The sequence below is a fragment of the Halorubrum sp. SD41 genome (genome assembly GCF_058630335.1).
Window position 1 is genome coordinate 1 of the sequence record NZ_JBZVGZ010000044.1, and the last position, 11834, is coordinate 11834.

Sequence of the window (11834 nt, forward strand, 5' to 3'; positions counted from 1 at the left end):
GCCGCCTCGCGGCCGAGCAGCATCGCGCGAGGGAGTCGCTGGCACCCGGAGCGAAGCGGAGGTTGCCAGCGACGAGGCTGGGGAGGCGTGAGGTGCTGTGCGGGGCGGTGCGGGGCGGGGCGGTGCGGGGCGGGACTCGAAGGGGCAGGCGGGAGGCGGGCGCAGACGACGCAAGGACCGCAACGAGGGAGTGAAGCGACCGAGTGAGGACCACAGCGAGTGTGCGCCCGCCTCCCGCCTGGGGCTTCGGCGGCGGTCGTGTCGATCAGTGATTTAAAAGCTAACCGTCGTCCATCCGAGCGGCTGGGGAGTTGATGACGTTAGACACCGTTCACCGGCAACAATTTATAAGCGATCGGCTGGGGCTTCGACAGTGTTTCCTCAAACTCCGCGATCAATCACTTATAAATAAACGGTCGTCGAGGGGCGGTGTTCAGATAAGAATTGAAATGTGAGGCGGTGCGTTTTCAAAGTGATCATGCCCGAAAACGACCGCCTCAGCGGCTGTTTAGACGAGATCAACTTAGATTTTGTGGAGCGAGAGGCAACACCGAAGTTGTTGATGAAGATCAGTATTCAGCTCCATCTTGCTGGATTATCGCTTTCGAATACTGTTTCGTTTCTTGAGGTATTTGGTGTTGATCGGGTTCGATCTACTGTTCATAACTGGGTTCACAAGGCCGATCTACAGCCGGAATCTGGTCGGTGCCCGAATCACGTTGCGGTCGATGAAACCGTGATTCAGCTTGACGATGAACACTATTGGCTGTACGCCGCTGTCGATCCCGATTCAAACGATTTACTCCATACAAAGCTTGAGCCGACAAGAACGAACGTGATCGCAGATCAGTTTTTCGCGGAACTCCGCGAAAAACACGACGTGGATAACGCGATCTTTCTCGTTGATGGCGCGACTCCACTTCACCGTGCCTGTGACAAACATGACCTCGATTTCAGATACGAACGACATGGAAATCGGAACAGCGTCGAACGTGTCTTTCGTGAGGTAAAACGCAGAACTACCAGTTTCTCAAACTGTTTCAGCAACGCCGAAGCAGAAACTGCTGACGAGTGGCTCAGGTCGTTCGCGTTCGCATGGAATCAGCTTATCTGAACACTACCCGTCGAGGTGGTCGCCCTCGCCACCACAGCCGGCCCACTCGCCTCTTACTTCCCTTCGAACTCGGGCTCGCCGTCGCCCATGAACGCCGTGACCCCCTCCATGAGGTCGTCGGTGTTCATCACGTGGCCGAAGCCCATCGCCTCCACCTCTAATCCGGCCTCGTTGTCCGTCCGGCCGGAGTGGATCGCGCGCTTCGTGTACTTCTGGGCGATCGGCGGGCCGCCGGCCAGCTGCTCGGCCAGCTCGCGCGCCCGCTCGTCGAGCTCGTCGTCCGGGACGACCTCGTTGACGAAGTCGTAGTCGGCCATCGTCTCGGCGTCGTAGCGGTCGGCGGTGAGGATGATCTCCTTCGCGCGGCCCTCGCCGACGATCCGGGCGAGCCGCTGGGTGCCGCCCCACCCCGGCAGCAGGCCGAGGTCGAGCTCGGGCTGGCCCAGCTCGGAGCGCTCGGAGGCGATCCGCATGTCGGCCGCGGTCGCCAGCTCCATCCCGCCGCCGAGGCAGTAGCCGTCGATGGCGGCGACCACGGGCTTGTCCGACGCCTCGAGCTTGCCGAACGTCTGCTGGCCCTGCCGGGAGAGCTCGACGGCGTGGATCGGGTCGGCGCCGCCCGCGGCCATGCTCTGGACGTCCGCGCCCGCGGAGAACGCGCGGTCGCCGGCGCCGGACAGCAGGATCGCCCGGACCTCGTCGTCGGCGTCGAGCCGGTCGATCGCCTCGGCGAGCTCGTCGAGCACCTCGCCGCTGATCGTGTTCATCCGGTGCGGGCGGTCGATCTCGACGTGCCCGACCCGGTCTTCGACCGCGACGTTCAGCACCTCGTAGTCGGCGCCGCCCTCGGCGTCACCCGCGTCGCCGCTCCCGCCACCCGCGCCGCCGCGGAATCCGCCGGCTTCGGCGGCCTCGCGCAGGTAGTCGGTCGCCTCGTAGCGCGCCTCGCCGGTCTCCTCGGCGAGGGCGTCGAGCGTCTCGACGAGCGCGTCGAGCCCCTCCTCGTCCGCGAGCTTTGCCGGGCCGTCGGGGAAGCCCGCGCCGAGCTTGACCGCCTCGTCGATGTCCTCGGCGTCGGCCACGTCGTTGCCGATGAGGCCGGCCGTCTCGTTGGCCATCACCGCGAGCAGGCGGCGGCGGACGTCCTCGTCGACCGCGTCGGTCGGGATCTGGGCGCCCTCGCCGTCCTCGTAGTCGTAGAACCCCTTCCCGGTCTTCTTGCCGAGCTCCTCCGCCTCGACCTTCTCGCCGAGCAGCGGGCAGGGGCGGTAGGCGTCGCCGAGGACCTCGTGCATGTACTCCAACACGTGGTACCCCACGTCGATGCCGACCTGGTCGGCGAGCTCGAACGAGCCCATCGGGAGGCCCATGTCGAACTTCGTCGTGGAGTCGACCGCCTCCATCGTCGCGTCGCCGGACTCGACGATCCACGCCGCCTCGTTCATCAGCGGGACGAGGATGCGGTTGACGATGAAGCCGGGGCTGTCCTTCCGGACGCGGACGGGGGTCTTCCCCATCGACTCCGCGAGCCCCTCGATCAGTTCGAGGGTGTCCTCGCTCGTGTGTTTCCCGGAGATGACCTCGACGAGGTCCATCCGCACCGGCGGGTTGAAGAAGTGCATGCCGCAGAAGCGCTCGGGGCGGTCGGTGACCTCGGAGAGCTCGGTGATAGAGAGGCTGGAGGTGTTGGTGACGAAGACGGCCTCCTCGGGCGCGTGCTCGACGACCTCGTCGTACACGTCCTTCTTGATCGCCATCTTCTCGGGGACGACCTCGACGACGACGTCGGCGCCGTCGAGCGCCGCTTCGAGGTCGACGAACGCCTCGACGCGGTCGAGCGCGGCGTCCGCCTCGTCGTCGCCGATCCGGTCCTTCTCGGCGAGCTTGCCGAGCGACCACTCGATCTGGTCGTACCCCTCCTGGACGAGCTCGTCGTTGATGTCGCGGAGCGACACGTCGTAGCCGGCGAGCGCCGCCACCTCCGCGATGCCGTGCCCCATGTTTCCGGCGCCGAGCACCGTCACGCGCTGGACGTCTTCGAGCTGCATACCTGAGGGTCGGAACCGTCATGGTTGAACGTTTTCATCTTCCAAACGCGAAACGCACCGTAAGTTTATTTGGACGGCGGGGAGCCCGCGAACCGAACCGCGGAGCCCGCGAACCGAACCGTACTCCCGCGTGCGGCCCCACCCCTCGATATGGACGACCACGTCGCGGCAGCGCTCCGCGAGGACCCGACGATGGCGGCGCTGATCGACCGGCACGGCCCGCTCGACGTCGCGCCCGCGGCCGACGAGTTCGGCCGGCTCTGTACCTCGATCGTCAACCAGCAGCTCTCGACCGCCTCCGCGAACGCGATCCGCGAGCGGTTCGTGGACGTGCTCGGCGGCGACCCGACGCCCGACCGCGTCCTCGCGGCCGACGAGGAAGCGCTGCGCGAGGCGGGCCTCAGCGGTACGAAGGTCGAGTACCTGCGCAACGTCGCGGCCGCGTTCCGCGACGACGAGCGCGACTTCACCCGGGAAGGGCTGGCGGGCGTGAGCGACGAGGCGGTCGTCGACCGGCTCACCGAGATTCGTGGGGTGGGCGAGTGGACCGCGCGGATGTACCTCATCTTCGCGCTCGGCCGCGAGGACGTGCTTCCCCTCGGCGACCTCGCGGTGCGGAAGGGGATCGAGCAGGCCTACAACGACGGCGCGGAGCTGTCGCGCGTCGAGATGCGCGAGATCGGCGAGACGTGGCGCCCCTACCGGAGCTACGGCACGCGGTACATCTGGGCAGAGTACGAGTCCTGATCGGTTGGGTGTGGATCGCCCGTGAACGTTGTCCAAGTGCCAGTCGTTCAGCCGGACGACGGTGATATTTATAAACAACTGATCGGCTCTGTTGAAATCCTATTCTTCAGACAGATACTCAGATGAAACGGCTGGTCAATGAAGGGTGCGAATTGAATGGGTATGCCACCGACATCTATATCAGTATGAAAAAAGTATGAATGAGTATGCCAGAACACAAACGGAAAGTTGGAGATCGGGGGCAAGTGACGATTCCGAAGGAACTGCGGGACCGTCGTGGCATCGAAGGCGGTGACGAAGTTGAATTCGTCGAAGTGAATGACGAGATCATACTCAAACCGCCGCCAGATGAGGAACGGCTTGCTGAAGGATATCGAAAGAGAGCCGGACGGTCTCGTGAGTTGACCGAAGAAATGGAAGAAGCATCCGCAGAAGCAACCGGGCATCTCGGTGATTCACCCGGCTGGAGCGAGTGAATTTTGGAGCCAAGTGTGCAGGTACGCCGCGGCGACATTGTCATCGTCGAACTGAATCCCACGAAAGGGAGTGAGCAGCAAGGAAAGAGCCGGCCCTGTGTTGTCATCCAGAACGATGTTGGGAATCAGTACTCACCGACAACCATCATCGCTCCATTCACAACGCGGTACACATCTGGAGACACGTACCCGTTCGAGGTGGAAGTACTGGCTTCGGATACTGCCCTCGATCACGATTCAGTAGCAGATCTCAGTCAAATTCGGGTCATCGCCATCGACGAACGTGTGAAAAAGAACATTGGATCTGTCCCGTCATCAGACATGGTAAAAATCGACTCGGCAATCAAAGATAGCCTCGGCATTTAAACAAAACGCTCCGTCAGTGTATCGTCTGTACTGCCCAGAACCCAATTCAATATCTCCGTTTCCGAGGATTTCAACTGAAGCGGTAGCGCGGAGTCCCCTTCCTCAAGGAGCGACCGAAGGGAGCGAGTAGGGAGGGGAGGATCGCGTTCGTATCTGTAACAAACACCATCTTATAAATAGCCGCTCACACACATTGAAACTGTGGCAGACGACTACGTGCGTCGGACGGCAATCACTCGTCTCTCGGTAGACGATGAGCAACGCGAGTTGCTTGAGGAAACCATCTCCGAGTGGAAGCGTGGGTGCCAACTCGCCACGGACATGGCGTGGGGGAAGTGTAACGCCAAGAGCGACGTACAACCCCTCGCTTACGACGACGTGCGCGAAGAAACCGACCTCGGGAGTCAGCACGCGATCCTCGCCACCCACCAAGCCGCACAAGCCATCACCGGCTGTCTCGAACGCCGCTCGAACGGCAAGCAGGCCAGTAAACCCACGTTCACCGCACCCACGGTAACGTACGACACTCGAACGATGACGCTGTTCGATGACGATACAGTGTCACTCTCCACGACGGAGAGTCGCGTCCGATGTGAACTTGCGCTCCCTGAAGCCGAGGATGGCTACCAACGGTAGTACCTCGACGCCGATGAGTGGAGCGTCACGGAAAGCACACTCACCGCTCGTGACGGCGATCACTTTTTACACATCGGCTTCCGCCGACCCAAAACCGACACCGAGCGAGACACCGCCGAGGACGGAACGGTTCTCGGGGTCGACCTCGGTATTGAAAACCTCGCCGTCACCAGCACAGCACGATTCATCAATGGGCGCGAACTCTCACACAACCTCCGCGAGTTCGAGAAAGTCCGTGCGGGACTCCAACAGACAGGCACGCGAAGCGCCCACAGAACGCTCGAACAATCAAGTGGACGCGAACGGCGAAACGTTCGTGACGTGGTTCACCAAGCATCGAACGCCATCGTAGACGAAGCACTTCGATACGAGTGCGACGTGATCGCGTTCGAGGACTTGACTGACATCCGCGACCGAACGGGTGCGTCGTGGGGGCACAAGTGGGCGTTCGGAACGCTGTACGAGCAAGTGGCGTACAAAGCCGAAGCAGTCGGCATCTCTGTGAAGCAAGTGGGTTCGGCGTACACGTCGCAACGGTGCGCCGAGTGTGGATTCACGGCAGACGAGAATCGCCGAACTCGCACGGAGTTCCGGTGCGTGAAGTGCGAATCGGAAGCGAACGCGGACTACAATGCGGCGAAGAACATCGGGATGCGGTACGTCCGTCGAGGCCAACAGTCGTCTCGGCGGACGGGCGACAGTCAACTCGCCCTCAAGTCTGGAACAGTGACGCCAAGTGGCGGATTCACCGCCCACCCGGACGGGTTCGAGGCTGAGCTCACGGACAAGCCTCTCCCTCAACGAGCGAACCCGTCAGGGTGAGCGAAGTAGGGTGGGGTTGTTGACCAAAGCCAACTGATCAACGGCGAACACCGCCGAAGCCCCAGCCGCTCGGCGATAGGACAGTGGTTCTTATAAATAACTGAGCGACACGAACACCACCGAAGCCCCAGCCGCGAGGACTCGCGCGGCTCGCTACGCTCCTCGTCACTCGCTTCGCTCGTTCCTGCGGTGCTTACGTCGCCGTGCTTCGTCCTCGCGGCTGCCCCTTCGATTCCCACCCTACCCCGCCCCGCACGGCACCGCACCTCACGCCTCCCCAGCCTCGTCGGCCTTCCTTCGGTCGGCCGACTCCCTCGCGCGTGCTCCTCGCGCCCTCCGGGCGCTCGGAGGCACGCGCCACCGCAAGTGTTCTGGAACCGCTGGCTTCGTCTCCCCTTACTCCTCTTCTTCGAGAATCTCGCCCGCCTCGTCGCGCTCCGCCTCGTCTTCGTCGGCGCGCCGGCGCACGTCGACCCGGTAGTCGGTGAGGATGTCGCGGCCGAGGAGGAGGGGGTACTCCATGTGTCCGCGGTCCTCGACGCTCGCGGTGACGGTGTGCTGGTTGCCGCCGATGCCGATCACGAGGTCGACGACGGGGCGGGCCTTCCCGCCCTTCACGCTGCCCGACTTCACGCGCGTCATGCTCTTGATCGGGCCGGCGCCGATCTCGGCGGCGAGCTGGGTGTCGATGCTCGTCCGGGTCGCGCCCGTGTCCGACTTCGCGAGCGCCTGCGTCGAGCCGGAGGTGCCGGTGACGACGACCTCCTCGATGTAGCCGATGTCGGGCTGCTCGGTCGAGCTCGGCTTCGGCGCCGGCGCGCAGGAGGGCCGCGAGTCGTCGAGGGTCGCGGCGACGCGCTCGACCGCCTCGTCGTCCACCTCGCCGCCGACCGTCTCGATCGCGAGCCGCGCGATGTGCGGGGCGGGGCTCGTGCCGGTCGCCTCGAAGAGGCCCTTGAAGCCGGCGGTCGGGTTCACCTCCAGCACGTACCAGCCGTCGTACCCCTCGACGAGGTCGACGCCGGCGTAGTCGAGCCCCATCACCTCGGCCGCGTAGAGGGCGGTATCGGCGGCCTCCTGCGGCATGTCGTCGGTCGCGTCCTCGACCGCGCCGCCGAGCGCGACGTTGGTGCGCCAGTCGCCCTCCGGCGCGTAGCGATACATCGAGCCGACGATCTCGTCGCCGACGACGTACACCCGCAGGTCGCGGTGCTTCTCGTCGTCGCGGTCGATCAGCCGCTGGAGGAACGCCTGCCGGTTCCCGACCTTCGGGTTCACGCGCTCGGTGAGGTCGACCTTCCACGTCCCGCCGCCGTGGGTGCCGATCGCGGTCTTGTACACGCCCACGTCGCCGAACCGCTCGCGGCCCTCGTTGAGACGGTCGTTCGACAGCGCCAGCAGCGCGTCGGGCACGCGGATGTTCCAGTCCGCGAGCGTCGCGGCCGTCGCGAACTTGTGGATCGACGCGAGCACCGCGTCCGGCTCGTTCAGCATCGGCCGGATCCGCTCGAACGTCGTCGCCAGTCCCAAAAGCTCCGCGGGCTGGTCGGTGTTCGACAACAGGAGGCGGTTCGCGATCACGTCGACCGGCGGCTCGACGGAGACGTCGCCGTCCTCGACGCTGACCGCGGCGTTCTCCTCCCGGAGCCACACGGGCTCGTGGCCGAGGTCCTCGACCGCGTTGCAGATCGCCTTCGTCTCCTTGCTGTTGTGCAGCGACAGCACTCCCACCCGAACCGAGTCCGTACTCATACGCGTCCCTGCGTGGGCCGAGCTAAAAGGCGCGCCGATCGGTTCGACACGGCGAGCGAGCGAGGGCCGTCGAGGCCGCGAGCGACGGGTTCCGACCCGGGAGGCGGTCGAGCGGAACCACGGAGGATCACGGTTAACTCCGCGTCCGCCGAACCCCGTCCCGTGACCGACGCAGTCAGGGTCTTCCTCAGACGCCGCGGGAGGGTGTTCTGTCCCGCCTCCCGCGGCGCGACCGAGGATGGGAGCGAACCGCTCGAAGTCCTCGTGGGGGACGTACTCGCAGGGGAGAGCGACCCCGCCGAGAGCGCGCGCCGTGTGGTCCGCGACGCGACACCCCGAGGGGAGTCCCAACTCGTCCGCCGCGGGGAATCACTGTCCGTCTCAGTCGGGGGAACCGACCGGACCCTCTCTCCCTTCCTGTTCGAGGTCGCGGCCGGCGGCATGGCCGACGACACCCCGGGCGATCCCCCGACCGCCGCGGGCGAGTGGCTGCCGCCGACGGCGTTCCTCCGGCACACGACGGCACCCGGGCTGTGGGAGAGCTACCGCCGTGTCGGGCCCGACACCGACCTGCTCCGGACCGACCGGACCCACGGCGCGGCGTGGCTCTCCGTCAGGGCGCTGGGAGCGCTGCGCGACCGCGCCGGCGCGGTCGCGTTCGGCGCGCTCGACGGCGGCGTCGACCGGGTCGCGGAGACCGCTCGGGAGCTCCGCGGCGCACGCCCGAGCATGATCGTCGTCCGACACCGGATCGACCGGGTAATGAGTGGGGCGGACCGCACGCCGGAGGCGGTCCACGACCGCGCCCTCGCGGGGCTCGACGCCGCGCTCGACGCGGACCGGCTGGCGGCGGAGCGGGCGGCGGCCGCGGTCGCGGAGACGGCCGGTCCGGCGGCGACGCTGTCGCGGTCCGGAACCGTCGCGGCGACGCTGCGCCGCGTCGACCGGCCGGTTGTCGTCGGAGAGTCGCGCCCGGGCCGCGAGGGGGTGGACGCGGCGGAGCGGTTCGCCGCCGCCGGCGTCGACGCGACGCTCGCGACCGACGCCGCTCTCCCCGGGCTCGTCCGCGAGGGCGACGTCGGCTGCGTCCTGCTCGGTGCCGACCGGATACTGCCGAGCGGCGGCGTCGCAAACAAGGTCGGCTCGTATCCGATCGCGCTGGCGGCGGCCGATGCGGGCGTCCCAGCGTACGCGGTCGCGGCCGCGGACAAGGTCGCGACGGCGGACGAAGTCGTCCGCGAGTCGGGCGACCCCTCGGCGGTGTACGACGGCGATCGCGCCATCGCGGTCGAGAACCCGATCTTCGAGCGGGTCCCCGGCGACCTGCTGGCCGGAGTGCTAACGGAGGACGGGCGGCTCGACCGGGCGGCGGTCGCGGCGCGGGCCGCCGAACACGAGTCCCGAGCGGAATGGACCGACCGGTGGGACCGCTGACGCGGGGCCGCGGCCCGACGGTCGGGTCGTCATATATAAACCCCCCGCAGCGCTCCCCCCTGACATGAGCGACGACCGGGCGTTCACGTACAACGGCGGGGCGGTACCGCCCGGCGACACCCAGAACATCCGCTACGGGATCAGCGAGACGTACCTCGGCGACCCGGTGCGGATCCCGGTCACAATCGTCAACGGCGAGCGCGACGGCCCCACCGCCTTCCTCACCGCCGCGGCCCACGGCGACGAGCTCAACGGGATCGAGGTCGTCCGCGAGGTCGCGCACGAGTGGGACCTCTCGCGGCTGGCCGGCACCCTCGTCTGTCTCCCGGTGCTCAACGTCCCCGGCTTCCTCGCGCAACAGCGGTACCTCCCCGTCTACGACCGCGACCTGAACCGGTCGTTCCCGGGGAAGCAAGGGTCGACCAGCTCGAAGCGGATGGCCCACCGGATCTACGAGAACTTCATCGCGCCCTGTGACTTCGGGCTCGACTTCCACACCTCCACCCGCGGCCGGACGAACATGCTCCACGTCCGCGCGGACATGACCGACGAGGCGGTCCACCGGCTCGCGATGGCGTTCGGCTCGAAGGTGATCATCGACAGCGACGGGCCGAGCGGCACCCTCCGCGGCGAGGCGACCGACGACGGCATCCCCACGATCACGATCGAGATGGGCGAGGCCCACCGGTTTCAGCGCCCGCTGATCGACGACGCGCTCGCGGGCGTCCGCTCCGTCTTCGCGGAGTACGAGCTCTTGGGGACCGACACGGTGCGCTGGCCCGGCTGGCGCACCATCGTCGCCGGCGCGGGCGAGAAGACGTGGCTGCGCGCCGACTCCGGCGGCATCGTCGACACCCACTTCGAGAGCGGCTCGCTCGTCCGCGAGGGCGAGCGCATCGCGACGATCACCAACCCGTTCAAGGAGGACGCGGTCGGCATCGAGGCCCCCTTCACCGGCCTCCTGATCGGCCTCCTGGAGAACCCGGTGGTCTACCCCGGGAACCCCCTCTGTCACCTCGTCGAGATCGGCGAGTCGACCCGCCGGGCGATCGAGGCCGGCGACGCGCCGAAGCCCGTCGGCCAGCCGGCGTCGACGCCGCGGCAGTGAGGCGGGATCCGGGCCGGCCTTCCCGTCACTCCTCACCGAGCCGCCCTCGGAGCCCGACCGCGGCACCGGCGACGACCGCGAGGAACCCGACGAGGAACGCGACCGGCTGGAGGAAGACGCGCTGCGCGACGACGGCGCCCGGCTCGCGCTCGACGGTTCGGGTCCAGAACTCGTACCGCTCGCCCTCGCGCTCGACGATCAGCAGCCCGTCGCCGGGCGTCGGGTCCGTCGGGTACGACAGCGAGTCGACGCGCTCGGCCGGATCCTCGACGCCGAACCCGCCCTCCGGCGCGTCGCGGGCGCGGTCGAACGCCGCCCGCGCGTCCGGCGCGAGGTCGGCGTACGCGACGACCGCGTCCGAGGCGTTCGAGTCGTTCGCGGTGTCGGGCGCCGGTGACTCGATACCGGCCACCGACCCCTCGCCCACGGGCTGAACCGTGTGCGTGTAGGCGGGGTCGGGCTCGCCGACCGAGACGGGGAGGAACAGGGGGTTCGCCATCAGGAGGACGCCGAGCGCCACGAGCGCGACGGCAGCGAGCGGGGTGCGCATGGCTCGGGGTTCGTCGGGCCGGGAGTTGAGCCTTTCCGACTGTACTCAGTTTTATAAATCGAATCGTCGGTTTCCGCTGGTCGTTTATAAGTAACGGCGCTTCCGCGGTGAGTTCACCGTTCGATCGCGATCGCATTTATTCCCCTGCCGGGAGCTATTACACCCAAGAATGGACGATGAAACCAGACAGTGGCTCACCATCGTCGCGGCGTGTCTCGCGGGGTCGAGACCGGCCTATCTCGTGATTACCGGTGATGGAGGAACTCTCGCGGCACTTGTCATCATCTGCTCGGTGGTGGTGATCCTCCTTTCCGGCTGGCAGCTCCGCCGGGATTCTAGTTAACTTAGTAGTGACCGATGCGCGCGCCGTATTCAGTACGTCTTCGAGAGAATCACTTCCGAAGCCTCAGCCGCTCGCTTATAAATGACTGACCGTGGGTCGGGGGTGAACGCCTCCAAAGCCCCAGCCACTCGGCTGTCCGTCGGTGTCTACCGATCGACGGACACCACCTCCAAAGCCCCAGCCGGGAGGACAGCACACGCTCGCTGTGCTCCTCGTCACTCGCTGCGCTCGTTCCTGCGGTGCTTACTTCGCCTGTGCTGTCCTCCCGGCTGCCCCTTTGAGTCCCGCCCGACCGCGACCGCACCGCACCTCACGCCTCCCCAGCCTCGTCGCTGGCGCCGCCTGGGGCCAGCGACTCCCTCGCGCGGGGTGGGCAGCCCCCGGGGGGGCGTGCAGGGCAGCCGGCCCCCCAAAAGGGTGAAATACAAACACCGGAGG

The 11834-nt window shown here is 66.5% G+C and carries 10 protein-coding genes and 1 pseudogene; 8 read left to right on the plus strand and 3 right to left on the minus strand.

All coding sequences use genetic code 11. The features are described from left to right. Positions 1-478: 478 nt before the first annotated feature. Positions 479-1114 carry an IS6 family transposase gene (locus AC4NMM_RS14915; protein WP_491924628.1) on the plus strand — a complete coding sequence of 212 codons (636 nt, stop codon included), beginning with the start codon at positions 479-481 and terminating at the stop codon, positions 1112-1114. 53 nt (positions 1115-1167) lie between these two features. Here the strand turns inward: AC4NMM_RS14915 and AC4NMM_RS14920 are convergent, their stop codons facing one another. Then, the gene (locus tag AC4NMM_RS14920) at positions 1168-3162 is read right to left on the minus strand and encodes a 3-hydroxyacyl-CoA dehydrogenase/enoyl-CoA hydratase family protein (RefSeq protein WP_491924629.1); all 1995 of its coding nucleotides are present in this window, start codon (positions 3160-3162) and stop codon (positions 1168-1170) included. 150 nt (positions 3163-3312) lie between these two features. Here AC4NMM_RS14920 and AC4NMM_RS14925 point away from each other — a divergent pair, with 150 nt between their 5' ends. The 4 genes and pseudogenes from AC4NMM_RS14925 to AC4NMM_RS14940 all read left to right on the plus strand — a co-directional run bounded on the left by AC4NMM_RS14925 (position 3313) and on the right by AC4NMM_RS14940 (position 6209). Continuing rightward, entirely contained in the window at positions 3313-3909 is a 597-nt protein-coding gene (locus AC4NMM_RS14925; RefSeq protein ID WP_491924630.1) for a DNA-3-methyladenine glycosylase family protein, read from the plus strand. Positions 3910-4115: 206 nt separating this feature from the next. Further along, the gene (locus AC4NMM_RS14930; protein WP_491924631.1) at positions 4116-4385 is read left to right on the plus strand and encodes an AbrB/MazE/SpoVT family DNA-binding domain-containing protein; all 270 of its coding nucleotides are present in this window, start codon (positions 4116-4118) and stop codon (positions 4383-4385) included. A gap of 15 nt (positions 4386-4400) precedes the next feature. After that, positions 4401-4751, plus strand: coding sequence for a type II toxin-antitoxin system PemK/MazF family toxin (locus tag AC4NMM_RS14935; protein ID WP_491924632.1), 351 nt, complete (start codon positions 4401-4403; stop codon positions 4749-4751). A gap of 201 nt (positions 4752-4952) precedes the next feature. Then, positions 4953-6209, plus strand: a pseudogene (locus tag AC4NMM_RS14940) (RNA-guided endonuclease InsQ/TnpB family protein). Positions 6210-6605: 396 nt separating this feature from the next. Here the strand turns inward: AC4NMM_RS14940 and AC4NMM_RS14945 are convergent. Beyond that, positions 6606-7961, minus strand: a complete 1356-nt coding sequence (locus AC4NMM_RS14945; RefSeq protein ID WP_172863968.1) for a putative ATP-dependent zinc protease — start codon at positions 7959-7961, stop codon at positions 6606-6608. A gap of 162 nt (positions 7962-8123) precedes the next feature. Between AC4NMM_RS14945 and AC4NMM_RS14950 the strand changes: the two genes are divergently transcribed. Next, positions 8124-9395 (plus strand): eIF2B alpha/beta/delta subunit family protein, encoded by a 1272-nt coding sequence (locus tag AC4NMM_RS14950; protein WP_096395644.1) that lies wholly within the window; start codon positions 8124-8126, stop codon positions 9393-9395. Between the two features lie 64 nt (positions 9396-9459). Next, positions 9460-10503, plus strand: coding sequence for a succinylglutamate desuccinylase/aspartoacylase family protein (locus AC4NMM_RS14955; protein ID WP_491924633.1), 1044 nt, complete (start codon positions 9460-9462; stop codon positions 10501-10503). A gap of 25 nt (positions 10504-10528) precedes the next feature. On the opposite strand, the gene AC4NMM_RS14960 is transcribed toward AC4NMM_RS14955, so the two are convergent. Continuing rightward, positions 10529-11053, minus strand: coding sequence for a DUF7979 domain-containing protein (locus tag AC4NMM_RS14960; protein ID WP_491924634.1), 525 nt, complete (start codon positions 11051-11053; stop codon positions 10529-10531). A gap of 169 nt (positions 11054-11222) precedes the next feature. Here AC4NMM_RS14960 and AC4NMM_RS14965 point away from each other — a divergent pair, with 169 nt between their 5' ends. Continuing rightward, positions 11223-11396, plus strand: a complete 174-nt coding sequence (locus tag AC4NMM_RS14965) for a hypothetical protein (RefSeq protein WP_157745990.1) — start codon at positions 11223-11225, stop codon at positions 11394-11396. Positions 11397-11834: the final 438 nt, after the last annotated feature.

Coding starts and splice junctions, on each gene's coding strand:
- AC4NMM_RS14915 (WP_491924628.1), top strand. CDS start 479: ATGCCCGAAAACGACCGCCTCAGCGGCTGTTTAGACGAGATCAACTTA.
- AC4NMM_RS14920 (WP_491924629.1), bottom strand. CDS start 3,162: ATGCAGCTCGAAGACGTCCAGCGCGTGACGGTGCTCGGCGCCGGAAAC.
- AC4NMM_RS14925 (WP_491924630.1), top strand. CDS start 3,313: ATGGACGACCACGTCGCGGCAGCGCTCCGCGAGGACCCGACGATGGCG.
- AC4NMM_RS14930 (WP_491924631.1), top strand. CDS start 4,116: ATGCCAGAACACAAACGGAAAGTTGGAGATCGGGGGCAAGTGACGATT.
- AC4NMM_RS14945 (WP_172863968.1), bottom strand. CDS start 7,961: ATGAGTACGGACTCGGTTCGGGTGGGAGTGCTGTCGCTGCACAACAGC.
- AC4NMM_RS14955 (WP_491924633.1), top strand. CDS start 9,460: ATGAGCGACGACCGGGCGTTCACGTACAACGGCGGGGCGGTACCGCCC.
- AC4NMM_RS14960 (WP_491924634.1), bottom strand. CDS start 11,053: ATGCGCACCCCGCTCGCTGCCGTCGCGCTCGTGGCGCTCGGCGTCCTC.
- AC4NMM_RS14965 (WP_157745990.1), top strand. CDS start 11,223: ATGGACGATGAAACCAGACAGTGGCTCACCATCGTCGCGGCGTGTCTC.